Origin of the sequence: Oscillatoria nigro-viridis PCC 7112 (assembly GCF_000317475.1) — a bacterium.
GTDB classification, from domain to species: Bacteria; Cyanobacteriota; Cyanobacteriia; order Cyanobacteriales; family Microcoleaceae; genus Microcoleus; species Microcoleus nigroviridis.
This window is the reverse complement of the sequence record NC_019729.1, coordinates 5,657,253-5,682,077: the sequence shown is the minus strand read 5'-3', so window position 1 is coordinate 5,682,077 and position 24,825 is coordinate 5,657,253. Positions and strand designations below refer to the sequence as shown.

General features: G+C 47.2%; 21 protein-coding genes. 12 read left to right on the top strand and 9 right to left on the bottom strand.

Annotated elements, in window-relative coordinates:
* Positions 1 to 29 precede the first annotated feature (29 nt).
* The 4 genes from btpA (at position 30) to OSC7112_RS23595 (ending at position 5,594) form a co-directional block, all read left to right on the top strand.
* Positions 30 to 917 carry a photosystem I biogenesis protein BtpA gene (gene btpA / locus OSC7112_RS23615; protein ID WP_083888198.1) on the top strand — a complete coding sequence of 296 codons (888 nt, stop codon included), beginning with the start codon at positions 30 to 32 and terminating at the stop codon, positions 915 to 917.
* A gap of 305 nt (positions 918 to 1,222) precedes the next feature.
* Positions 1,223 to 2,146 carry a vitamin K epoxide reductase family protein gene (locus OSC7112_RS23610; RefSeq protein WP_015178262.1) on the top strand — a complete coding sequence of 308 codons (924 nt, stop codon included), beginning with the start codon at positions 1,223 to 1,225 and terminating at the stop codon, positions 2,144 to 2,146.
* 493 nt (positions 2,147 to 2,639) lie between these two features.
* On the top strand, positions 2,640 to 4,775 hold the full coding sequence (locus OSC7112_RS23600; protein ID WP_015178261.1) for a CHASE2 domain-containing protein: 2,136 nt from the start codon (positions 2,640 to 2,642) through the stop codon (positions 4,773 to 4,775).
* Positions 4,776 to 5,357: 582 nt separating this feature from the next.
* Positions 5,358 to 5,594: a hypothetical protein gene (locus OSC7112_RS23595; RefSeq protein WP_150111593.1), complete on the top strand. Its 237-nt coding sequence runs from the start codon at positions 5,358 to 5,360 to the stop codon at positions 5,592 to 5,594.
* A gap of 21 nt (positions 5,595 to 5,615) precedes the next feature.
* On the opposite strand, the gene nadB is transcribed toward OSC7112_RS23595, so the two are convergent.
* The 3 genes from nadB to OSC7112_RS23580 form a co-directional block, all read right to left on the bottom strand.
* Positions 5,616 to 7,268 carry an L-aspartate oxidase gene (nadB, locus tag OSC7112_RS23590; RefSeq protein WP_015178260.1) on the bottom strand — a complete coding sequence of 551 codons (1,653 nt, stop codon included), beginning with the start codon at positions 7,266 to 7,268 and terminating at the stop codon, positions 5,616 to 5,618.
* Between the two features lie 294 nt (positions 7,269 to 7,562).
* Positions 7,563 to 7,997 (bottom strand): photosystem II complex extrinsic protein PsbU, encoded by a 435-nt coding sequence (gene psbU, locus OSC7112_RS23585; RefSeq protein WP_015178259.1) that lies wholly within the window; start codon positions 7,995 to 7,997, stop codon positions 7,563 to 7,565.
* A 252-nt stretch (positions 7,998 to 8,249) separates the two neighbouring features.
* The gene (locus OSC7112_RS23580; protein WP_041622702.1) at positions 8,250 to 9,239 is read right to left on the bottom strand and encodes an adenylate/guanylate cyclase domain-containing protein; all 990 of its coding nucleotides are present in this window, start codon (positions 9,237 to 9,239) and stop codon (positions 8,250 to 8,252) included.
* Positions 9,240 to 9,753: 514 nt separating this feature from the next.
* On the opposite strand from OSC7112_RS23580, the gene hisF reads away from it, so the two are divergent.
* Entirely contained in the window at positions 9,754 to 10,545 is a 792-nt protein-coding gene (gene hisF, locus OSC7112_RS23570; protein WP_015178257.1) for an imidazole glycerol phosphate synthase subunit HisF, read from the top strand.
* A gap of 432 nt (positions 10,546 to 10,977) precedes the next feature.
* Positions 10,978 to 11,319 (top strand): hypothetical protein, encoded by a 342-nt coding sequence (locus tag OSC7112_RS23565; protein WP_015178256.1) that lies wholly within the window; start codon positions 10,978 to 10,980, stop codon positions 11,317 to 11,319.
* Positions 11,320 to 11,460: 141 nt separating this feature from the next.
* Here OSC7112_RS23565 and OSC7112_RS23560 read toward each other — a convergent pair whose 3' ends face one another.
* Positions 11,461 to 12,477 (bottom strand): sulfate/molybdate ABC transporter ATP-binding protein, encoded by a 1,017-nt coding sequence (locus OSC7112_RS23560; RefSeq protein WP_015178255.1) that lies wholly within the window; start codon positions 12,475 to 12,477, stop codon positions 11,461 to 11,463.
* A 611-nt stretch (positions 12,478 to 13,088) separates the two neighbouring features.
* Here OSC7112_RS23560 and argC point away from each other — a divergent pair.
* Positions 13,089 to 14,147: an N-acetyl-gamma-glutamyl-phosphate reductase gene (gene argC, locus OSC7112_RS23555; RefSeq protein WP_015178254.1), complete on the top strand. Its 1,059-nt coding sequence runs from the start codon at positions 13,089 to 13,091 to the stop codon at positions 14,145 to 14,147.
* Positions 14,148 to 14,345: 198 nt separating this feature from the next.
* Here the strand turns inward: argC and eno are convergent, their stop codons facing one another.
* Positions 14,346 to 15,626, bottom strand: coding sequence for a phosphopyruvate hydratase (gene eno, locus OSC7112_RS23550; RefSeq protein ID WP_015178253.1), 1,281 nt, complete (start codon positions 15,624 to 15,626; stop codon positions 14,346 to 14,348).
* Positions 15,627 to 15,975: 349 nt separating this feature from the next.
* Between eno and OSC7112_RS36120 the strand changes: the two genes are divergently transcribed.
* From OSC7112_RS36120 to OSC7112_RS23535, 4 genes are all read left to right on the top strand, one after another.
* The gene (locus tag OSC7112_RS36120; protein ID WP_317623916.1) at positions 15,976 to 16,122 is read left to right on the top strand and encodes a helix-turn-helix domain-containing protein; all 147 of its coding nucleotides are present in this window, start codon (positions 15,976 to 15,978) and stop codon (positions 16,120 to 16,122) included.
* Positions 16,123 to 16,680: 558 nt separating this feature from the next.
* Complete coding sequence (ltrA, locus tag OSC7112_RS23545) at positions 16,681 to 18,552, top strand: group II intron reverse transcriptase/maturase (protein WP_015174573.1); 1,872 nt, start codon at positions 16,681 to 16,683, stop codon at positions 18,550 to 18,552.
* A 38-nt stretch (positions 18,553 to 18,590) separates the two neighbouring features.
* Positions 18,591 to 19,649, top strand: coding sequence for an RNA-guided endonuclease InsQ/TnpB family protein (locus OSC7112_RS23540; protein WP_317623915.1), 1,059 nt, complete (start codon positions 18,591 to 18,593; stop codon positions 19,647 to 19,649).
* Between the two features lie 107 nt (positions 19,650 to 19,756).
* Entirely contained in the window at positions 19,757 to 20,671 is a 915-nt protein-coding gene (locus OSC7112_RS23535) for a calcium-binding protein (RefSeq protein ID WP_015178252.1), read from the top strand.
* 180 nt (positions 20,672 to 20,851) lie between these two features.
* On the opposite strand, the gene OSC7112_RS23530 is transcribed toward OSC7112_RS23535, so the two are convergent.
* The 3 genes from OSC7112_RS23530 to OSC7112_RS23520 all read right to left on the bottom strand — a co-directional run bounded on the left by OSC7112_RS23530 (position 20,852) and on the right by OSC7112_RS23520 (position 22,558).
* Entirely contained in the window at positions 20,852 to 21,502 is a 651-nt protein-coding gene (locus OSC7112_RS23530; RefSeq protein WP_015178251.1) for a Maf family protein, read from the bottom strand.
* A gap of 161 nt (positions 21,503 to 21,663) precedes the next feature.
* On the bottom strand, positions 21,664 to 22,203 hold the full coding sequence (gene psbP, locus OSC7112_RS23525; RefSeq protein WP_015178250.1) for a photosystem II reaction center PsbP: 540 nt from the start codon (positions 22,201 to 22,203) through the stop codon (positions 21,664 to 21,666).
* Positions 22,204 to 22,345: 142 nt separating this feature from the next.
* The gene (locus OSC7112_RS23520) at positions 22,346 to 22,558 is read right to left on the bottom strand and encodes a CAB/ELIP/HLIP family chlorophyll-binding protein (protein ID WP_015178249.1); all 213 of its coding nucleotides are present in this window, start codon (positions 22,556 to 22,558) and stop codon (positions 22,346 to 22,348) included.
* Positions 22,559 to 22,882: 324 nt separating this feature from the next.
* On the opposite strand from OSC7112_RS23520, the gene OSC7112_RS23515 reads away from it, so the two are divergent.
* Entirely contained in the window at positions 22,883 to 23,494 is a 612-nt protein-coding gene (locus OSC7112_RS23515) for a hypothetical protein (protein ID WP_041623399.1), read from the top strand.
* A 341-nt stretch (positions 23,495 to 23,835) separates the two neighbouring features.
* On the opposite strand, the gene larB is transcribed toward OSC7112_RS23515, so the two are convergent.
* Positions 23,836 to 24,669, bottom strand: coding sequence for a nickel pincer cofactor biosynthesis protein LarB (gene larB, locus OSC7112_RS23510; protein WP_015178247.1), 834 nt, complete (start codon positions 24,667 to 24,669; stop codon positions 23,836 to 23,838).
* Between the last annotated feature and the right edge of the window lie 156 nt (positions 24,670 to 24,825).

Genomic DNA, 24,825 nt, shown 5'->3' with positions numbered 1-24,825 from the left:
CAGTGAACTTGGTGGTTTCAGGAAAATCCGTGGACTTAAAACAAATATTCAAAACGCCGAATCCCATAATCGGTGTCGTACATTTACAGCCTTTGCCAACTTCTCCCCGCTGGGGCGGAAACCTCAAAGCTATTATCGGAAGAGCCGAGCAAGAGGCTACAGCGCTGGCTTCTGGTGGCGCAAACGGTATCATAGTTGAGAACTTTTTCGACGCTCCTTTTGCCAAAGACAGCGTAGATCCGGCTGTGGTAAGTGCCATGACTCTGGTAGTTGAGAGGCTGACAAATCTCGTGACGCTGCCGATCGGCGTTAACGTGCTGCGAAACGACGCCCACAGCGCGATCGCCATCGCCTCCTGCACAGGAGCTCAATTCATCCGCGTCAACGTCCTCAACGGCATCATGGCTACAGACCAAGGCTTAATTGAAGGCCAAGCTCACCAGCTACTGCGCTACCGCCGGGAATTGGGCAGCGATGTCAAAATATTAGCAGACGTGTTAGTCAAGCACGGGCGACCCCTAGGCAGCCCCAACTTGACCACAGCCGTCCAAGAGACGATCGGGCGAGCTTTAGCCGACGCCGTAATCCTTTCCGGCTGGACAACTGGTAGCCCTCCCAATCTCCAAGACTTAGAACTCGCGAGTGCAGCAGCGGCGGGAATTCCAGTTTTCATCGGTAGTGGCGCGTCGTGGGAAAACATTTCCACCCTCATGCAGGCCGCTGACGGCGTAATCGTATCGAGTTCCCTGAAACGAAACGGCCGCATCGAGCAGCCTATAGATCCGATCCGCGTCAGTCAGTTTGTAGAAGCCGCCCGCCGCAGCTTGTCACAGCAAGAGCGCGAACAGGAAAATAGAGATGCTAATGGCTCAAGAGGGCCCACACCGGAACCGGGCAAAGTCACAAGTAAAACGTAAAATGGGAAGGGGTAATGGGTAATCGGTAACGGGTAATCGGTAACGGGTAATCGGTAATCGCTGAAAACGAAGAGCTAACCGTGAAAAAATAACCAATTATCTATCACCAATTCCCAATCACCAATTCCCAATTTCCTTGATTCACGACACGGAAGTCACAGATACACGGATAGCTATTTCTTTTCTCTGACTTCTGACGTTTTCCCTCAACATCCATCCGTTCAATCCCTTAAAACCCTGACATTGCTAGTTGCCCAAATTCCTTCTTCTTTCAACGTCCCAATTATTAATTACCCAATCAAAAAATGATTCGCCGACGTTCAACCCCTTGGATTCATCGCTGGTCTAGGACTGTGATGGCAGCGATCGCAGCCATAGGCGTCGTAGAAACGGCCTATCTCACGATCGCTAAATTCACGACTGGCTCGGTCATTTGTCCCACCAGCGGCTGCGACAAAGTTCTAAACAGTCCCTACGCTACAGTCTTTGGCACAGTGCCTTTAAGCTTGTTAGGTTTTTTAGCTTACTTGACTATAGCAATCCTAGCCTTGGCTCCCAAAGCTGTAAATCCCGACACCAAGAAAGGATTGCACTCTCAACTAGAAAACAAAACTTGGCAAGCCCTATTTATCATCACGGCTGCGATGGTAATTTTCAGCAGCTATTTGATGTATTTGATGGCTTTTGAAATTCAGGACTTGTGCATTTACTGCGTCACTTCTGCCTTATTTTCGCTGTCGCTGTTTGTGCTGGTGCTAGTCGGGCGCGAGTGGGAAGATATCGGACAGTTGGTGTTTACAGGCATTTTGGTGGCAATGGTGAGTTCGATCGGCGCCTTGGGACTTTATAACAGCGTCAACTCACCTCCTCCTACTGTCTCTACCGCAGGTATTGCACCCCCTGCCGTCACTACAACCTCCGGCCCGGCCGAAATTGCTTTGGCCCGCCATCTCCGACAAATCGGCGCTAAAGAGTACGGCGCTTACTGGTGTCCCCACTGCCACGACCAAAAAATGCTGTTCGGCAAAGAAGCAGCCAAAATAATTGATTATTTTGAATGCGATCCCAGGGGGCAAAATTCCCGCGCTGAAATTTGCCAAGCTGCTGCTGCGAATGTTAAAGGTTTCCCGACTTGGGAGATTAACGGTCAGTTTTATTCGGGGACGCAATCTTTGGGTAAACTCGCTGATGTATCCGGTTACACGGGCCCCCGCAACTTTCAAAACTGACAGGAAAGTTGCAGATGTTAGATGACAGATTTTAGATTGAGGTGCAGGAAATATCCTGGTTTTTAACTTAGTTTATCGTGGGTTCGTGCTGCGAAATCAATCTAAAATCTTACATCTATAATCAATTAAAAAATAGTAAAAATTAGTGAGAACGAAAAATTTTAAAACAAGTTGTGGGTTTCTAGTATTTAAATCGGCGAATAACTACTAAAACTTTTACATAAAAATGCCAGAAACCGGGTTTCTGCTTCCAGAATGATTGTTGAAATGACATATTTTGGTTGCGCGAAACCCGGTTTCTGCTGTTGCAGCCCGATCGCACCGAAAAACCAAAAAATTGGATAATCTAAAATCTCCAATCTCAAATCTACTCGCCCGCACCGAAAAACCAAAAAATTGGATAATCTAAAATCTCAAATCTCAAATCTCAAATCTCAAATCGACTGAGCCGATCGCCTCGAAGATGTAAAACCTATACCTAGTAGTAGTTGAGATGCTCACAGGGCGGTGCCCAAATCCCCAAAATATGCTAAAAAATATCAAAAAATGGGTCGATCGAGAACGCCGAGTATTGATTACTGCGAGTGCCGTGGCTAGTACGGTAATTGTAATGCGCTGGTTCGGATTTTTTCAGGTGTGGGAATGGGCTGCTTTCGACCACTTTGTGCGCTGGCGGTCGCCCGAACCAATTGACTCGCGCATCGTCATTGTAGAAATTAAGGAAGCTGACTTGCAAAAATACGGCTACCCAATTTCGGATGCTGTCTTGGCCCAGTTGCTGCAAAAATTGCACGCGGGCAAGCCGCGGGCGATCGGCCTCGACGTTTACCGAGATTTGCCAACTCAACCGGGTAACGCCGAATTGCTCAAAACTTTTAAAACTATTCCCAACTTAATCGGGATTGAGTTGATGCCAGACGAAACCCGCTTCGGAGTTCGCCCGCCTCCGGTACTTGACAAGCTCGATCGAATCGGTTTTAACAACGTTGTCACCGACGCTGACTCAAAAGTGCGGCGAACTTTGCTCTACGCTTGGCCCGGAGACGGCAAAACTCATCAAAGTTTCGCACTCAGACTGGCTTTGCTTTACCTCAAAAGCGAAGGAATTTCCCCTCAACCAGCAAGAATCAATCCTAAATACTTGCAGTTAGGCAAGGGGGTTTTTCGACCTTTTCAACCGAATGACGGTGCTTACGTTCGCTCGGACAGCCGCGGCTATCAAATTTTGACCAACCTGCGCGGCCCGCGAGGCAGTTTTCGCACTGCATCGATGGGCGATGTGCTCTCTGGCAAAGTACCTGCTGATTTTGTACGGTCGCGCGTTGTCTTGATCGGCTCAAATGCCCCCAGCCTCAGAGACTTTTACCAAAATGCTTACAGTTCAGGTTGGTTTGCTCCTCCCCAGCAAATACCGGGAGTCGAGCTTCAGGCTCATTTCTTGAGCCAAATTTTGAGTGCAGCCATCGACGGGCGCGGGGGTATCAATGTCTGGCCAGAGGCTGCGGAGTTGCTGTGGATTTTACTGTGGTCTTGGGCGGGAGCAAATGTGAGTTGGAATTTGCGATCGCTCGGTCGATCGGCTTACTGTTTATTAAGTATCTCTCTAGGTCTGAGTGCCAGTTTATACTTAGCATTTTTAGCAGGTTGGTGGCTACCGTTAATTCCTCCAATCCTCAGTCTTGTGGGTTCTGGTGTCGCAGTTGTGGGTTATCTGGCTCACTTGCAAGAAGAATTAAAACGATCTAAAGAATTTTTACAATCGCTAATCGATACAATTCCCGACCCCATTTTTGTCAAAGATCGAAATCACCGCTGCGTAGTTTTGAATCAGGCATATTGTCGGTTTATTGGCTATCCTTTAGAAATTTTAACTTGCCGAACCGATTACGATTTATTTCCCCAAGCCGAAGCCGAGATATTTTGGCAGCAAAACGAATTAGTATTTCAAACTCACCAGCCCCGAGAAAATGAAGAATATTTTACTGACGCTAACGGAATTACGCATCTGATTGCCACTAAAAGATCCCTGCATAAAGATGCTGCCGGCAACCTATTTTTAGTCGGAGCAATCAGAGATATTACCGAGCGCCAACTTCGGGCAAATGCCCTAGAACAAAAAAATGCTGAGCTCAGCCACCAAGCTTATCACGATGCTCTGACCGGTTTGCCGAACCGCCAAATGTTCTACGAATGCTTGCATTCCTCTCTAGAAAGAGCCTCCAGCAATCAGAAATTGGTAGCTTTACTGTTTTTAGATTTAGATGGATTTAAGTCAATCAACGACACTCTCGGACACAATGTGGGCGATTTACTCTTAAAAACAGTTGCCAGTCGGCTCAAAAAATGCTTGCGCGGCAGCGATACTATCTCGCGGTTGGGTGGCGACGAGTTCACAGTCATTTTGCCCGCAATTCCAGGTCGCGAGGAAGCTGCGAAAGTAGCTAAAAAAATTTGCGACGCCATCATGCAGCCTTTTATTTTAGAAGAACATACAGTTTCTGTAACTACAAGTATTGGCATTAGTTTATATCCCATTGACGGTCAAGAGCCAGAGATTTTAGTTAAGAATGCTGATGTTGCGATGTATCGTGCTAAGGAACGCGGGAAAAATCAATATAACTTTTATTAATTAAGACAGTTAAAAACATAATGCAACTGTAGGTAAAGTCCCCACCCCGAGCTTGATAAGTCATTTGTATTTATTCAATTTTTTATCTAAAATCTCAATTATTGCAGACAAAATTTGAGCAATTTTTAGACCTCAAATCCTAATTGGGCGGTGAGGGAGATATTATTTCAGGCGTCCCCCGTACAGCTAACTTAAAAAAATAGCTCGATCCTTAAACTGTAAGGCATCTAAGCTTTTTGAAACCGTTCAAAAAAATGTCCAAAGTAGTGAAATCTCAAATCTAAAATCACATAACTTAAAATTATCTCATCTGTCATCTGTCATTAGATAGATTTAGCAAAATATAAAACTTATGAGACCAACTTGCCGTCTCACCTAAATGTTACAAAATATTAAAATAAATCACAACCTGAAACCAAATTCAAATCGCTAAAAAGCCTTAATGTAAACAAATTTATGTAAACTTATGAAAGTTAATTAAAGTAAATGTAAAAATATCAGTGGAAATACTGAAATTGATAGATATAATAGGTGGTACAGACGTGGATCTATTGCGGTGATTTGAATAAGGCTGTGAATACTATGCGTACATTGATTCAGCTCACAACAACGGCAACCCTGACTGCCTGCCTGCAAGTGAATACAGTCGGCACCGCAAATGCGGCTCGACTTGCCAGCAACTCAACCACCAACTTCACAAAAGATCGATCGACCTCCACGGTTTGGACAGTTACACCAACCTCTAGGTTGGGAAATCCCCAAGAATACGAACCACCCCCGAACGGGAACCCGAAAAGTGACGGTACGGGAACGCGCTGACCCCAAATTTTCAATAAATTTTCAATCTTCTATTCGCGGAGATTTGTACCAATGGGTTTTCTGGATTAAAGTGTGACTGCACCAACCCGGATCGGTGAGGGGATAGTCAAGTCGGTAATGTCCGCCTCTACTTTCAGTCCGAAAAGCCGCACTTTTGAGAATTAAATAGCCGATATCCAATAAATTGCCAACTTCTCCCCAATTTCTCAGCAGCAGGCTGGTTTCCTCATCCGCAGGTGAGAAATCAAGGATTTTTCCAGCCCGCAACTTCAGCAAAGTTTGACTCAATGGCAACAAGGCAAATTCTTGCCGCCAAATCTCAACTTGGACGATCGCCCTTTCCAAATCCCGCTGTCCCCGGCAAATTCCCGCACTCTGCCACACCAAATTCGGCAATTCTACCCGCAACTTTTCGATCGCCTCAATATCCTTTTCAGAAATCCATTTTTCCAAGATTTCCCCCGCCTCGAACTCATCTGTGAGTGTTTTGGGCTTTCCACCTTCTAGCTGCAAAAGTCCCATCTGCGCCCCAAAAACCAGACATTCCAGCAGCGAATTGCTCGCCAACCGATTAGCGCCGTGTACCCCCGTGCTTGCAGTTTCTCCCACCGCGTACAAACCCGGAATGGATGTTTGGTTGAACTTGTCAGCCACAATCCCTCCCATCCAGTAATGGGCTGCGGGCGTCACCGGCACCGGTTCGGAAAAAATATCAATTCCCCAGTCAGCGCACACTTGAATAATATTCGGAAACCTGTAGCGCAGTCGATCGACCGCAATCGGGCGCAAATCCAGCCAAACGTGAGGTTCCCCCGTCTTCTGCAAGTGGCGGAAAATTGCGCGGCTGACAACATCCCGAGGGGCGAGTTCCCCGCTGGGGTGAAAGTCAAAAGCAAAGCGATATCCCTTACTGTCTACCAAATGAGCTCCTTCTCCGCGCACCGCTTCGCTAATGAGAAACCGAGGCGCGCCCGCTTTGCTCAGCGCCGTCGGATGAAACTGCACAAATTCTAAATCTCGCAGCAGCGCCCCGGCGCGCCAAGCAATTGCCACCCCGTCCCCGGTACTTACTGACGGATTGGTCGTTTGAGCAAAAACCTGTCCGCCGCCGCCTGTCGCCAGCACCACGGCCCCGGCCCGCAGCCACTTGACTTGTGAGCCGCAAATCGAGCTAATCCCCTGGCAGCGCCCGGTTTCGTCTAGCCACAGACTCAAAGCAAAGGCAGGGGATACGAGTTGAATGTTTTTGCGGCTCAATACTTTTGCTGTCAGCGTACTGATAACGGCTTTGCCCGTAGTGTCGGCGGCGTGGAGAACTCGGCGGCGGGAGTGGGCGGCTTCTAGGGTGAGGGCTAAATCTGGGCCGGTGCGATCGAATGCAACGCCCATTTTGACCAGGGAGTCAATGCAAGCAGCAGCTTCCTCGACTAAAAATTTCACCGCCTCCAAATCGCAAAGACCGGCTCCCGCAGCCAGTGTATCCTGAACGTGCAGCGCTGCGGAATCTTCAGGGGCGATCGCCGCCGCAATCCCTCCTTGAGCCCAATCGCTGGCAGAAACAGGCAGGGTATTTTTATTGATCAAGCCCACCTGCAAATGCTCTGGCAGGCAAAGTGCTGTGTACAAACCCGCCGCGCCAGCACCTATTACCAATACGTCAAATTTGTCAGTCATAAGTCTGCCGCCAGTCGATTTTAGATTTTAGATTTTAGTCTACAGATGAATCTGGGGACTTGAACTAATGTCAGTCAAGGGATTTTAGATTTTAGATTTTAGATTTTAGATGAATCAGGGGAACCCGCTTATTTCAATCTAGCGAATTTTGGTCGGCTTTTGCCCAATGGTGGTTGAAAGTAAGTCTTGAGAAATTAAAGGCAGAAGTCATCAGCCTAAGAGAAAAAAATCTTTTCTTTCTGCCGAATACCTTCTGCCCAATGACTTATGCCTTCAAATGAGACCCGGTGCTACCTAGTCGTAGAGACCATTATTCAACCGGTTGTCTCCTTCAATAAAGACTGATTCAACATCAGTTACGGTGAATTTGTCCATGTTAGCTTGCAGCAATTTTTTCTGAGCTTCCGTCAAGTCTGAAATATTGAGTACGTCCTCAACCTTTTCGTAAGGAGCATTCTTAATAATTAGTCGAGCTAAAGTGGGATACAACCCTCGAAATTCCCGAAAATCCCGGACGGCGCTGTTGTTCAAATCAAGTTTTTTGCCGTATTCTGTGGCAAGCTTCTCATCGGCGCGATTGGTTCTAGCCGGAGCTTCAACAGCTAGGAGCGAGGAGGATGGCAAGACGATACGGCTTAAGGACGCCGCCATCGCGCTTTGGTCTCCTGCCCATGCAAAGCAGCCCAGCACTAAGCCCAATACTGCCAATAGACGACCCAATCGTTTCATGAAGTTTTGTCTCCCAATTTCATACACAGCATTTATGTAGAGACTACCATTTTGCTTATGCAGTTTTTCAGATAAATCCGCAATAGGTAGATGGCTGTTATAAACTTTACATTTAGGTATTGACAAAGCCGACGATATATGATATTAAGCGACTTTGAAGCATCGCAGGCAAGTTGATGGAAGGCACTCCCAATTAAAAGCTCGGACTGCCATTTTAAAGGTTTAATTTTTGCCCGGTACGGAATTTTCTAGCTATTGAGAACTCTTTCCTTTCCTTTTGAGAAAAGCGTTCAAGTCACCGTAAGTACCGCCGTAAATCACGCTGGGAGTGTCGTAACCCTTCAAAGCAACGGTGTGCTGCTCGAAAGCGCCCTGGGCCCCCAATTCCGTCAGGTATTCGTAGGTGGTTTTTCCCACAGCGATATCCTTGCCGATTTGCTTGGTGCAAGATTCCAGGCGAAATGCTGCGTTTACAGTATCACCCAAGGCGGTATAGTCCGATCGGTCGCTGCTGCCAGAATTTCCCACCATTGCATAACCGGTATTGATGCCAGCCCCGACTCGCAAAGGAAAAGGCAGGGGGTAACGGCTGCTGAGTTCGTCTGTTGCCTTGTGCAGTTCGCTCAAAGCTTGGCAAATCCGCATCATTTCCTCGCTGCTGACACCGCTGGTTTTGTGGAACCAGACTGCCATGATGGCATCGCCGATGTATTTGTCCACCCAACTGCCGTGTTCGCGAATGATCTGTCCTGCTTTGCGGAACCAATTACCGATGACTTCCGAGAGGAGGGTTTCGTCTAGCTGCCTAGTCAAAACTGTAAAGTCTCGGATGTCCATTACCATGACGCTAATCAGGCTACGCACCGTCAAAGTCGCCGTAAAATCTTCAGAGTCTGTCTCGTGTATTGGATCGTGGCGGTGGCCGGCGGTTGGGTTGTAGAAGTCCAATTCGGTTTGACCGAAAATAATCCGATCGCCATTTCTGAGAGTTACAGGAATACTGACCCGCCGCCCGTTGACAAAAGAACCATTGCGGCTGCCCAAGTCGATCAGGTAGAACTCTCCTGTCTCCATTTGCTGTAACATCGCGTGATTGCGGGAAATCCAGCGATCTGTCAGTACAAAATTATTGTCATCGCTCCGCCCTACTGTCCAGCAATTGCTGCCGGAGAGCGGCAAGTAGCGATTGCCGCCTTTCTCTGTACGAAGTACCAAATGTGGATTGGCTTGCAAAGTCACCACAGCCCTAAAAACGACATCAAGTCAACCGGTTTGAGGTTTTAAACTTTAAATTTTAACTTTACCGCGTGGCTTATGACTGAGATTGCTGTTAAAAAACCTCAAATCGACCGTTCTCAAATCTAAAATTGTTTAGTCGATCGTCGATGCACAAAACCATACAGGATTGCCGAACCACAATTCGATCGCCGGCAAAGGTAGTTATGGTTCGATCATAAGCGAAATTGTCATGTTTTTCACCCCAAAGATCTATCTGGGGAGTTAAATTTTGTGCTTTTTTGCTGAAAATACAACTGTCTACCAATATTCTACGTAATGTCACGGCTCCCACTGCGAGCCAAGTTTTATTTATACTAACGGGGCATAAAAAAACTGAAAAATGGCTCTCCGGCTCCGACCGAGAATTGTTAAACACAAGGTATCTTTAAGATTTGTTGCTTAACTTCAGGTTTTTGAAGATATCAACAAAGCCTTTTCCTCGCTGCGGCGGTCAATAAGTTGGACATACGAGAATTTTATGTTGTCGAAAAGAATTTTGCCTTGTTTGGATGTGAAAGCCGGTCGCGTCGTCAAAGGTGTCAATTTTGTCAATCTTCAGGATGCTGGCGATCCGGTAGAAATGGCTCAGGTTTACAATGATGCGGGTGCTGACGAGTTGGTGTTTCTGGACATTACGGCGACTCACGAAGACCGGAATATTATGATCGATGTGGTGTACCGAACGGCCGATCGAGTATTTATCCCTTTGACGGTGGGCGGCGGCATCCAATCCTTAGACACAATTAAAAGTTTGTTGAGGGCGGGCGCTGATAAGGTGAGCATTAATTCGGCGGCGGTGCGCGATCCGAGTTTAATTGACAAAGCGAGCGATCGATTTGGCAATCAGTGCATTGTAGTGGCGATCGACGCCCGCAAACGGCAAGATGCGGATAATCCTGGTTGGGACGTGTACGTGCGCGGAGGGCGAGAAAATACCGGGCTAGATGCACTCGCCTGGGCAAAAGAAGCCGAACAGCGCGGCGCCGGCGAAATTCTGGTGACAAGCATGGACTCGGACGGCACTCAAGCCGGTTACGATTTGGCATTAACTCGAAGCATTGCCGAAATGGTCGAAATTCCCGTCATTGCTTCCGGCGGCGCCGGCAACTGCCACCACATCTACGAAGCCGTGACACAGGGCAAAGCAGAAGCTGCACTGCTGGCTTCCCTGCTGCATTACGGGCAACTCAGTGTAGGAGAAATTAAAACTTATCTAGCAAAATTTCAAGTTCCCGTGCGACAGCAGCAGCCATTAGTTATTAGTCATTAGTCAGTGGATAGTCGGGCGCATCTCATATCTTGCAGCATTTTCAACAAACCGCTCTGCGGGTTCACTCAAGCGCCCTCTCACATTGCAAACAGGCTAAATAAACCCGCCCCCACCCCACGATCAAACCAGTTACTGACATTGATACCGCTATGTGAGGCGGAGCCGAAGGCACTTATAGAGAATTTTTTGATTCTACACAAGTGCCTTCTACATCAATCTCTTGGGGCGATCGACACCAGTCATCTAGAAATATTCCCTGAGAAGGATTTCAACTACCAGCTTTTTCAGCTAAATATTATATATTAGCTCAAGTTGAGAGAGAGCAACGGTTGCTTTTCTCAAACTTGAGTTAAAGATTGTGCAGAATTTGATTGAGCTTCAGCCTGTTAACAATCTTAGCGATCGAAACTTCTAAAAACGGAGAAATTTTGTATGTCTTTTATCAGCTTTAACCTCCCTGCCAAGCGTTTAGTTCGCACTTTAATAGCTGTTTGTTTTTGTGCCTTGATGTTTGTTTCTAACGCTTTCCCGGCTTTTGCCGTTACCAGCAGCCCCACCAAAGGTGAAGATAAACTTTTAGGGATTGAAAAAGAATCTCAAGAAGCTGTACTGAAAAAACCCATGTCCTTGGAAGAAACTCAAGAAAAAGCCAGCAAAGGTCCGAACGAAGTTCAGGGAGACGCTGACATTGATAAAATGAAAAATCCTTCCAATACACAAGCTACATCCTTTGAGCAACAAGTCAAAAAAGCTGTCAGCAAAATCAAAGACTAACTCAGCGCGCAGCAGTCAGTATCAAAGAGTAGGGACACGGCAATGCGGTGTCCCTGCAAATATCTGGGTAGAGACGCCATCGCCGCATTCCTACCCAAATATTTTATGTTTTAAATTTAGATCGAGTTTTCAGAATTGGTATCAGATAGAATAAAAAAGTGGAAAGGACTTGGCATCTTTTGGCTTTACGAACACTCTTTGCTGGGGCTGCAACTGCAAGCTATCGAATCTTTCTCTAGTCAAATTAGCGTTTACTACTTGACCGTCATCTAAGGTTAATTCTACCTGAATTTCCCATCCTAAATGAATCAAGCGACTGATTCTTGCAGGCACTGTTGCATTATTTTCTGTAGTTTCAATTACTACGTCGTGAGGACGCAAGAAAATCTCTGGGTTGGCTGAGTCAAAGCCGTTGTCTTGAAACATTCTTGAACTGCTGGGCAATACATTGACTGGACCGATAAAACTCATTACGAAAGCACTCGCTGGATTGTCGTAAATTTCTGCGGGTGTGCCGACTTGTTCGATTTTACCTTTATTCATTACTGTAATTCGATCGGCAACTTCCATCGCTTCTTCTTGATCGTGCGTCACAAAGACTGTGGTAACGTGAACTTCGTCGTGCAGTCGCCGCAACCAAGCACGCAAATCTTTGCGAACTTTGGCATCGAGAGCTCCAAAAGGTTCGTCTAGCAGTAACACTTTCGGTTCCACAGCCAGGGCTCTGGCGAGGGCCACCCGCTGTCGCTGGCCTCCTGAAAGTTGCGACGGGTATCTATCGCCCAATCCTGACAATTGCACTAAATTCAACAATTGTTCTACCCGCGCTTTGACTTTCGCGGGTGGTGTTTTCTGAATTTGCATCCCGAAAGCGATGTTTTTTCGCACTGTCATGTGCTTGAATAGCGCGTAGTGCTGAAACACGAACCCAATTTTGCGCTCTTGGACGCTAGTATTGGTCGCATCTTGGCCTGTCAGCCAGATTTTGCCGGAGTCGGGCATTTCTAAACCGGCAATCAGCCGCAGCAGTGTAGACTTGCCGGAACCCGACGGGCCCAGCAATGCGACTAGGGAACCCGATTCAATTTTTAAGCTGACTCGATCGAGTGCTTGGAAACTGCCAAACTGTTTTGATACGTTTTCTACAACGATGCCCATAGGTAGGAAGAAGGAAGAGGGAAGAGGGAACAGGGAAGAGGGAACAGGGAAGAGGGAAGACGCAGGATACAGGAAGCAAGAGGCAAGAGGCAAGAGGGAAAAATGTTAATCTCCGGTTTGTGCATGGGTTAAGGTAAGTTTTTTTATAGCACGATCGCACATCAGTTTGTTAATTTTAGGGTTTTGGCGATCGGTCAGTTGATTTTAGATTTTAGATTTTAGATTTTAGATTGGCGTTGCATAATTGCGGGATGATTTTGATTGTTTTGCGGGATGGGCGTCCCGCCCGAAAGCGTGTATTTTCACAGCAGGCGGGACGCCTAACCCCTACTACCCAAAAGAATCATCCTCAAATTATGCAACGCCTTTAGATTTACTTGCAGCGCAGTGAATCTGGAAGATGGAACAGGAGTCTAAAATTTTGGGTTCTCCAGGAAAGGAGTCGGGGCTTTGTATCGGTTTTTGGGCGGTGTCAAACAGCCGAAAATTAAAAAAAATGCACCTCCAAAACAAAACAACACAATTCTTTGCCACCAAAGTTGGCGTTTGGTACTACAATGCAGCAAAAGTTCAAGCGTTTTTGACTTCAACGGCTGAGGGGATAAAGGAAAATGGGAGATGTTGGACGTGTGCCTGTAGGAATTATCGGCGCTTCAGGGTACGGCGGCGTGCAACTTGTGCGACTGCTGGCAGATCACCCAGGGGCTGAAGTAGTCTATTTGGGCGGGGATAGCAGTGCGGGAAAACCTTTTTCCAGCCTTTATCCGCATCTGACTAACTGCATTGATTTGACAGTCGAGGCGATCGACCTAGACAAAATAGCAGCAAAATGTGAAGTTGTGTTTCTGTCGCTGCCGAACGGTTTAGCTTGCAACATGGCACCGACGCTGATCGAAAAAGGTTGCAAAGTCTTGGATTTGTCGGCTGACTACAGATTTGAAAATCTGGAAACTTACAAAGCTTGGTACGGCGGCGAGCGATCGGACTCTGAACTGGCTGCAACGGCTGTTTACGGTTTGCCAGAATTGTATCGCGATCGAATTAAAGACGCTCAGTTAGTAGGCTGTGCCGGCTGCTACGTCACTGCTAGTTTATTGGCCCTGGCACCTTTGCTAAAACAAGGGCTCATCGTGCCAGAAACAGCAATTATCGACGCCAAATCCGGTACTTCGGGAGGGGGCCGCAAAGCCGAAATAAATCTGTTGTTGGCTGAAGCAGAGGGTTCTCTGGGCGCTTACGGCGTTGGCCGCCACCGCCACACGCCAGAAATCGAGCAAATTTGCAGCGATTTAGCGGGACACGATATTAAAGTTCAGTTTACTCCCCACCTAATTCCGATGGTGCGCGGAATTCTGGCGACTGTGTACGCAACTTTGCGCGATCCGGGTTTGGTGCGGGAAGATTTAATCACTATTTTCAGCGCTTTTTACCGCAATAGTCCTTGGGTAAAAGTGTTACCGGCTGGAGTTTATCCGCAAACAAAATGGGCTTGCGGCACAAACCTTTGTTATATCGGCATCGAAGTCGATCCGCGTACTGACAGGGTGATCGTGCTGTCGGCGATCGACAATTTAATTAAGGGACAAGCCGGTCAAGGCATCCAGTGCATGAACTTGATGATGGGCTGGGAAGAAACTTTGGGTTTGCCACAATTGGCTTTCTATCCTTAATTATTGGGCATGGGGAATTGGGCATCGGGAATTGGGCATCGGGAATCGGCAATTTACATCCTGTAGGGGCGGGTTTTACCAGAAATAATTGTCTAAAACCAACAATCTCGTAAACCAGCCCCCACCCATTACCAATTACCAATTACCTGTTTGCCCCATGCCCGATGCCCTCTTTGGCCGATGCCCGATTACCAAGTGTTATTTTGGCCCGTAACCGATCGACCCAGCATAAATTGCCCGATCGCCCAATTCGTCCTCAATCCGTAACAAACGGTTGTATTTGGCAACTCGTTCGCTGCGGCATAGCGAACCAGTCTTGATTTGGCCTGCGCGAGTCGCTACCGCTAAATCGGCAATTGTGGTATCTTCAGTTTCACCGGAACGGTGGCTGATGACCGCTCGATAGCTGTTCCGTTTGCCCAGGTCGATCGTATCCAAAGTCTCTGTCAAAGAACCAATTTGATTCAGCTTAATCAAAATCGAATTGCTAGCTTTCAAATCAATTCCTTTTTGCAGCCGCGTGCGATTAGTAACAAACAAATCGTCACCTACCAACTGAACTTTGCTGCCCATTTTCTGCGTCAGCGCTACCCAACTTTCCCAATCGTCTTCATGCAAACCATCTTCAATGGAAATAATGGGATATTGACCCACCAAACCATCCAAATAATCGATTAATTCTGCCGGCGAATGAGCCACACCGTCGTAAGTGTACTGCCCATCTTTGTAAAATTCGCTAGCAGCAACATCCAAAGCTAAAGCAACTTGTTCACCGGGTTTGTAGCCAGCTTTTTCAATAGCTGCAATCAACAAATCCAAAGCTGCTTGATTGGATTTAAGATTAGGCGCAAAACCGCCTTCATCACCTACACCAGTCAGCAAACCCTCAGCTTTTAAGACTTTACTCAATGATTCAAATACCTCTGCACCCCAGCGTAAAGCTTCTTTAAAAGATGGCGCGCCCACAGGGACAATCATAAATTCTTGAATGTCCACATTATTGTTAGCGTGAGAGCCCCCGTTGATCACATTCATCAGAGGTACTGGCAAAACGTTCGCCAGGGGCCCGCCCAAGTAGCGGTAAAGGGGGAGTCCTAAAGTCTCGGCGGCCGCCTTTGCTGTGGCTAAGGAGACTCCGAGAATGGCATTTGCGCCGAGGTGGGATTTGTTCGGCGAACCGTCCAAGTCAATCATGGTTTTGTCTACCAGCGCTTGGTCGAGCGCATCTAGATTAGCCAAAGCGGGGGCAATTTTGTGCTCGACGTTATCGACGGCTTTGAGGACTCCTTTGCCGCCGTAACGTTTGTTGTCGCCATCGCGGAGTTCGTGGGCTTCAAAAGAGCCTGTAGAGGCACCGCTGGGGACTTGGGCGAGCCCCACAACACCGTTGGCTAGGTAAACTTCAGCTTCAATCGTGGGGCGGCCGCGGGAGTCGAGGATTTCTCTGGCTTGAATAGATTCGATCGCAGTGTCTAGCATATTAATTATTCCCGACTAAACTCAAGGTTTCATGACAATTAGCAGTCTCTGGGTTTTCCCACGCTGACTGCTGACGGGTAATAGAGTACGCGATCCCCAGAATTATTGGTGCACAGTTCAAAATATTTGCGGATTTGGACGAGCAGATTGGTGTCAATAACCTAGGCTTGTTGAATAAAGGCCTCCGGCAAGTTTGACAGTCATCAGTAAACAGGGTAGAAACCCCGTCCTTATAGGACGGCTTTACTCTTCAATTGCATAAGTTGCATGGAAATAAAAATACGCATAAATAGTACCATTTTGTGCGCTGCCAATATGGTACTATTTTAGATAGTAAATCAACCCCGCTATGAAAGCAAGATATCGCTACAGATTCTATCCAACAGACCAACAACGACAGAGTTTAGCTCAGTTGTTTGGCTGCGTGCGTGTAGTCTGGAACGGTGCGATTCGTTTGCTAGAAACCAAATCCAATAAGAAGGGTTTGGGGGATTAGCAGCAAGGACAAAAATAGGGAGTAATCCCGAAAATGAACCTTGACAACTGAGCGACCATGAGGGTGCAAAACCCTCCCCTGTAGATGCCAGGTGAAAGCACATCCCCTGCGGTAGCGACTAGCCCTCAATCCGTAGAGCGGGGATGAAAGCCTCTCAACACTTCCAGTTCAGGATAGTGCGGGGCAAGCAAAGAACCCATGAGTAAAACATTACGTCTGAATCCACGACTGAACCATCGTCAACTACAACCAGCAAAAAGGACTGATTAGCTGGAGCCAAAAAGGCAAAGGAAAAAAAGGTTGGCGGTTCGTTCCCCGACCAACAGCATCTCTAAATAAACCCGGTGGATAGTGGAGCTCTAAAGGTTCATAGCATGGTCGTTCGGAACGAAGTAACCCCTCGTATGTTCTCTCGGAAATCAAATACCGTGAGCAGGTGCTAACCGGATGCTGCGAGTGGGTGGGATTGAGTCAGAAGCAAACGCCTTGCTGTAATGACAAGGATATGCAGACAGACTCACGGTGATAAGGAAGGAATAGTGTAGAGTAGCAGTACAAATGTCTAAAACACTGAGCAATCAGATGGTGGAATGGAGAGAGACGGACTGGCGTAAGCTGGAACGGCGAATCTTTAAGCTGCAAAAAAGAATATTCCAAGCCTCTAGTCGTGGTGATTTGAAAGCAGTCCGCAGACTCCAGAAGACATTGATGAGGTCTTGGTCAGGAAAGATGCTAGCTGTACGTCGCGTGACGCAAGACAACCAGGGCAAGAAAACAGCCGGAGTAGACGGAGTTAAATCACTCTCACCCGTCCAAAGGATAGCACTGGTGGAAAAACTTGAGCTAAAGGGGAAAACCAAACCCACTCGACGGGTATGGATTGACAAACCAGGAACGGATGAAAAACGCCCCCTTGGTATTCCCACGATGTACGACAGAGCGCTTCAGGCGTTAGTGAAATTGATGCTTGAACCGGAGTGGGAAGCAAGGTTTGAACCCAACTCCTATGGATTCCGACCAGGACGTTCATGCCATGATGCTGTCGAGGCAATCTTTAACGCTATTAAGTCAAAGGCTAAATATGTGCTGGATGCCGACATCGCGAAATGCTTTGACCGCATAAACCACGGGGAACTTCTCAAAAAATTAAATACATTCCCGACCTTAAGACGCCAGATAAACGCTTGGCTCAAATCGGGAGTGATGGATGGCAATCAATTATTCCCCACATCTGAGGGTACGCCACAAGGCGGGGTCATCTCTCCGCTACTGGCAAACATTGCCCTTCACGGGATGGAAGAACGGATAAAGCAGGTGGCTGAAACATTGCCAACACCACGAGGACATAGTAAGCGAGGAAATCGCCAATCTCTAAGCCTAATCCGGTACGCCGACGACTTCGTAATACTGCACGAGGACTTAACCGTTGTCCATAGATGTAAAGAAGTGATTTCTGAGTGGCTAAACGGCATTGGACTTGAATTGAAACCAAGTAAAACGCGCCTTGCCCATACATTGAATAAACATGATGAGCAAGACGCGGGGTTTAACTTCCTGGGGTTTAATATCAGACAGTACCCAGTAGGTAAATATAACACGGGTTGTAATCCTCATGGGGAACCACTTGGATTCAAGACGCTCATCAAACCCAGCAAGCAGAAGCTAAAGCTACACTATGACAGTATCTCTGAGGTAATAGAACAGCATAAAACAGCTCCACAAGCTGCGCTGATAACTCATTTAAATCCAATCATCAGAGGATGGGCTAACTATTACCGCACTGTTACCAGCAAGGAAACATACTCCGAACTGGGACACAAAGTGTACAAGAAGCTAAAAAGCTGGGCACATAGACGCCACCCGAATAAATCAGGGGAATGGATAGCCAACAAATATTGGCAAACCATAGGCGATGATAACTGGGTATTCGCAACCAGGCAAGAAAGGAAAAACCCCTTGCGGTTACAAAATCACAACGCTACAGATATCGTGCGTCATGTGAAAGTCAAAGGCGATGCTAGTCCCTATGATGGCAACCTTGTGTACTGGAGTGCAAGAATGGGCAAAAACCCCGAAGTCCCTAAAGATGTGGCAACACTCTTGAAACGACAGAAAGGCAAATGTACCCACTGCGGATTACACTTCACAGAAGAATCGGTGTTAGAAGTAGACCACGTTATCCCTAAGTCGAAAGGCGGAAAGGATAGCTATGACAATTTGCAACTACTCCACCGACATTGCCACGATGAAAAGACAACCAAGGATGGAAGTCTTGGCAACAAATCTGGCTGTAATCGCGCCAAGCCTTCACCCTCAAAAACGGGGAATAGAGGTACTCATGACAAGAGCCTTATTACTGAGGAGCCGGATGAGGTGAAAGCTTCACGTCCGGTTTTGAAGACGAGCAGGGCTGGTGACAGCCTTGCTTAGTTTACCATGCTTTAAATTTGTGCAAAAGTTCGGAAAAATTGCCCAATTACAATCAACTGTCAGGTTTATTAACTGCATCCAAAAAGACTCAAGAGCGGAGTTGGCTTAACAATGTGTCTTGCGTTCCCTTGCAACAATCTCTGCGGCACTTATCAGTAGCATACAAAAATTTTTTCAATTCCCGCAAGGGGAAGAGAAAGGGAATAAAAGTTGGGACACCCAAGTTTAAGAAAAAGACCAACAGCCAATCTGCGGAGTTTACCAAATCCGGGTTCTCTATTAAGGGATGCCAAGTCTACTTAGCTAAGGTAGGAGATGTCAGTCCGATTTTGTCGAGGGAATTACCTTCAGAACCTAGCTCTGTAACGGTAATTAAGGATTGTGCAAACCGCTACTTCCTCAGTTTTGTAGTCGAAATAAATCCTGCAAGTCCGCTCCCGAAGAACCAATCAGTGGGGATAGACTTGGGGCTAAAAACTTTTGCCTCCCTCAGTGATGGAACGCAGGTAAAAAGCCCGGATTACTCGAAACCCGACCGCAAAATCAGGAAGTTGCAAAGGAAGTTAGCCCGCCAACCGCATGACTCAAGGCGCAGGAACAAGACTCGAATTCGGATAGCCCGCCAGTACAACAAGATAGCAGACACCCGCGCCGATTTCCTGCACAAATTGTCAACCAAAATAGTCAGAGAAAACCAAACTGTTGTTTTGGAAGATTTAAACGTGTCGGGGATGGTAAAAAATCGACGCTTGGCAAGAGCAATTAGTGGGCAAGGATGGTATCAATTCCGAGTTCTCTGCGAAGCTAAGTGCGATAAGTTGGGACGCGATTTTAGGGTAATTAGTAGGTGGGAGCCTACCAGTCAAGTTTGCTCTGAATGCGATTTTAGATGGGGAAAGTTAGACCTTTCTGTTCGCGAAGTTGTCTGCATCAATTGCGGGACGCATCACGACAGAGACGGAAACGCCGCTAAAAATATAGAGAAAGTCGGGATGGGATATTGCCACGACTCTAAACGGACGCAGAGGGAAAGTAAGACTACGACCGTAGCATCTCCCAATGAAGCGTCAAGAATCACTGCCCTTTTAGGGCGGTGAGTATATCAATGGATTGTTTTAACCCCAGATTCCCGCAGATTTCTTAATTGGAACCTTTGTTAAAATCAGAATGTTAACAAAGTCCATCAAAAAAGGAGAAAATTAGGATGTTAGAAACAAATCTCGGAGAAATTAGAGCATTAGCTGAAAATCCAGACCCAATGATTGCCGATCCCCCAAACATCAAATTACTCACAGGGCCATTGCCAAATCCAGGCAGCGACCCCAACTTTTTTGACTTAACTCCCAATGACGACGCAGTTCAATTAGCAAATGGAATTCTGCGGAATACTCCCGGAGGTTTGCGTGCCTTAGCTGGTAACGATTTTGTCAGAGGTTCCGGTGGTGCGGAACTGATGAACGGCAACAGCGGCACAGATACTTTAATCGGAGGTTGCGGCAGCGATACTATTCGCGGCGGCCAAGATTTTGACATTCTTTATGGAGAATGTGGCAGCGATTTTGTCAGCGGAGATCAAGGTAATGATTACGTTTCTGGAGGCACGGCAAATGACTTTATTCGCGGCGGTAAAGGGAATGATGCTTTAGTAGGAGAGAGTGGAAATGATACTCTAATCGGTGATGCTGGAATTGATAGACTTTGGGGAAGTCAAGGCGCAGATTTGTTTGTCATCCGCACAGAAGTGGGAGCAACTTCGGGGGAAATTGGTTCGGTTCAACCGCCTCCTAGTGGCAATTTTGATGTAGATGAAGTGCCTGCCGATTTTATTCTCGATTACAATCCGGCTGAAGGTGATGTAATTGGATTGGCGGGAGGATTGACGCGAAATGATATTGTTTTGAGCGAAAGGTTTTTAACAATTGGTGATGCCAGAGATTACGATAGCAGCGGGCCTTTTCCTCCGGGAATTCCTCGAACGGCTGATTTTAGAATTTTAAATACTAAGGCGACGGTGATTCGGGAAGCTAGCACCGGCAATATCTTGGGTTTGGTGAAGGATGTTTCGCCGAGTCAACTTCAGTTTATATCTGTGTCTGACGGGACGATCGCTCTAGGATAATTACCAACTGGTGGGCAAGGCTAATTTGCATAGCACGGACGGGCTAAATGCCCATTCCACAAGAGGAAAGGCAAAATTCATACTCTTCCTAGGCTATACCTGGGAACACATTTCACTGTTGCTCTGCCTCCCGATTTATGAGATTACGGGCCATGTAAATTATCCCCTGTCCACCAAACTTTAAGATTGCCAGAAATCCGCCGCATCATATCCCATTTCGGTGAGCATTTGCCGCAGCAGAGGTAAGCTCAAACCGATCACATTCGTGTGACATCCTTCGATTTTTTCCACAAAAAAGCCGCCTTTACCTTCCAGTGCAAAACAGCCTGCACAGGCGAGGGGCTCTCCGGTAGCGACGTAGGCTGCAATTTTGCGCGAGGTAACTTCCGCAAAATGAACTTTTGTAACTTGACAGCGAATGACCGATCGCGACCTTGCCTCATCAAAGTCATCGAATCTAGTATCAATTAAAGCATGACCCGTATATAGTTCGCCCACCTTACCGCGCATTTTATGCCAGCGCGAGATTGCTTCTTCCGCATCCTTGGGTTTGCCGTGAATTTCGCCATCTACGAGCAAAATTGAATCGCATCCCAACACCAAACACGATTGGGGATTGGGGATTTGCGGGTGAGAATTAGCCAGTAAAAACTTAGCTACAGCCTCAGATTTTCCCTCTGCTAAAACCTGTACTAATTTAGTGGCATCTCTCATTTGTATTTCCCCTTCATCAAAGTCGCTGGGGCAAATCACAGCTTGAATGCCGGCATTTTCTAGCAGGCGGCGGCGCGCTGGAGAAGCTGAAGCTAATACAAAAGTTGGAATCTTCATAAGTTAAGAAGTGAGTTGACAGTTGTCAGTTGTCAGTTGTCAGTTGGCAACTAACCCATGCCCGATGCCCCATGCCCTCTTTGGCCCATGCCCTGTTTGGCCGATGCCCCATGCCCCATGCCCTCTTTGGCCCATGCCCTCTTTGGCCCATGCCCGATGCCCTAATAAACAGAGAAAGATTTAACAACTTTCTCAAAAGCTTCTTTTACCTTGGGCCAGCGTTCTTCGGTAGTGGACACGTTAAGCGTAAAAAGTTTGCCGCGGCTGACTGCTACACTCGCTAAGTTGTGGCGTTCTTGGTTTGGCAACTTAACGGCGTATTCTAAAATGTAATAGCTTTTCGATCGCGATTCGCGAGCTTCTGCATTGACTAATTCAGCTTCGCGACCGGAATCAGCCGGGGCGATCGCACTTTTGCTGAGCTTGTATCCCACATCCGTCGGCGAGCCCAAATCTGCCAGAGTTTTGCCCTCGGAGACTGGACTGATTACCACGCTGACGTTCTCGGTTTGCTGAATCAAATCGCGGAACACAACATCTGGCCCGTTAGAAACCGCGATCGGCAGCCAGCCGTTAGGATAGAGAAATTGATAGCCGTCGCCAGTATCAACGTAGCTTTTGAGTCCGGTGACTTTAGAGACACAACCGGTCAAAGTGAGGCTGAGAACCACCAGAAGTATTGCCGCAATTCGTTTGAGCATTATTTTTACGGGTAGGGTAACACTAAAATATTTAATTTTAATTGTCTCACCAAACCTCGCTCCTAAAAATAGTTAAGCTATGCTCGCGGTTTGCGTACTGCCCGCGAGGCATAGCCGTAGAGTCTAATTTTTAACAAAATCATTAAAGGTGAGTCAGCCAGCTAATCAGTCCGTGCTTGGTAGAAACTTCTAAAGCCAAGAGAGAAACAAAACCAATCATGGCAAGGCGACCGTTTAAGCGTTCTGCGTAAGGAGTGAAGCCGGTGCGGGGTTCGTCATCGATGTATACTGTCGGCTCGATCGCAAAATTGTTCATTTTGCCTTGGTCGTCCAGCATTAAGCCTCGGTTACTCATGTTTTTTTTCTAAATTGTTTTTCGTGTACTGTAAATAAATGTAACAGACTTGTGAAGATATGTAAAGGATTGTGAGAAATTTTTTTTAAATACCCCGATCGGACACCAGTAAAAAAAAATGCAACTGTAGGCCCGTACTCTAAACCCTTATATAGTCAGTCTTTCCCAAATCTAAAATCCAAAATCTAAAATCTAAAATGGTATGACTGTGGGTAGACTATGGGCCCCGGAGGGGGGAGGATAGAGTGGAGAGGCACAAAAGTCGATGGTGTGTGGCAAATCCAGTCTGGGTTTGACAAAAATTGTGGAACGGAGGAAAAATTTATGCGGGCCAGTCTGGAAATGCGGTGGTTTTATAGCGGTGCACTGCCAAAATCTATCAATCAATGGTTTGGAAGCGAGAGTCTCGGCGGGTATCTTTCGCCTCCTGAAGAGCGGGAAGACATATATTTGCTAGTACCAAACTGCGACTACTTGGGAGTGAAGCTGCGCGGGAAAACCTTGGAGGTAAAGTGGCGCCAGGGAGAGTTGGGGACGATGCAGTTCGGCAACCGCTGGGAAGGCAAAGCCGAGAAGTGGTTGAAGTGGGTTTGTGCGGACACGATGGCGCCGATACCGGCGGATATTGTGGCAACAGGAAAGTGGGTGGGAGTCAAGAAAAAGCGAGCGCAGCGTCTTTACCAAGTTTCGACCCCTGGTTCCCTGATGTCTGTGCCTGTGGAAGCGCCAATTCCCCAAGGTTGCACCGTGGAACTTACTCAGTTGAACATTAACGGCAGCGCGTGGTGGACTTTGGGATTTGAAGCGTTTGGCAGCGAAAGTTGTTTGACAGAAAGCCTGCAAACAGTAGCTAGTTGGACTAGCAAGAGTTATCAGGCGCAAAAGTTGAAAGCTGAGGATTCTTCTGCTTATCCGATTTGGCTGGGCAGCAAGTAATATCAAACCCGGCTTTAATAATACCTCCTGTATTTTTTAGTCGCCCTCTGCTGGGACGATAGGCAAGTTTAGACGCGGTTTCAACCTCCGAGTCTGGCAGTCCTGGACGCAACTGGCATATATAGTAAGGTGCTCTGCTACCGGAAATCTTCAATAAAGTTTCTATAACGGAGTCTGATGGATCTGAGATGTTGCACCATTTTCAATTAGGTTTTTTAGGGGCGGGCTCTCCTGCCCACCCCACAAGAAAACTCACTCTTCGCTTCAGTTGCCGGAAAGCCTGTTAAGCGAGAATGGTGCAAGATGCACCCTAAAAATCGATCGTCCTGTGACAGTTGGCCTTAGTCCGAACTGAGCGAGGGGGTTTCTAACTCTTCCCCCTCTCTCCCCTTCTCCCCCTCTCCTCTTCTCTTTACTTTCCCAGCACTTCTGAGAATTTGACAAGCCAAAATCGCCGCCCCAAACCCGTTATCAATATTCACCACGCCCACACCAGCCGCACAAGAATTGAGCATAGTTAAAAGAGGAGCAATCCCGCCAAAACTCGCGCCGTAACCCACACTCGTCGGCACAGCAATCACCGGACAATCTGCCAAACCCGCCACCACACTCGCCAAAGCACCTTCCATACCCGCCACCGCAATCAACACATCAGCACCGACAATAACGTGCCGGTTGCTCAGCAAGCGGTGAATGCCGGCAACTCCGACATCCCACAAACGCCGCACCTGAAAACCGCAAAGTTCCGCAGTAACTGCAGCCTCTTCCGCTACAGCTAAATCCGCCGTTCCCGCACTGATAATAGTCACAGTACCCGGATGCTGCGGAGTTGGGGAATTAGCAGAAATTGCACAAATTCGAGCCTTTTGGTAGTAGCACAAATCGGGTATTTTTTGCTGCAATTGCTCGAAAACTTCCGGTTCGATTCGCGTCGCCATCACGGCAGAATTTCGCCCGCGCATCGCCTCGATAATTTCAACAATTTGGTCTGGCGTTTTCCCCGGGCCCCAAATTACTTCGGGAAAACCCGTTCTGAGAGTGCGGTGGTGGTCAATTTTGGCAAAATCGCCGACTTGTTCAAAGTCAAAATGCTTTAATTTATCCAAAGCTGCGATCGGGCTAATATCGCCGGCAGCCACAGATTCGAGTAACTTCTGTAAAATTTCAGGTTCCATTAATTAATGACTGACTAATAACTGCTGACTGCTGATTAACGATCGCCCAAAAACGGATACACGCCCCCATTTCTGCCGCGATCGACCCCAAATTTTAGACTAAGGTTCAAGTTCCCAGATTCATCTTTAGAGTAAATCAAATCTAAAATCTAAAAT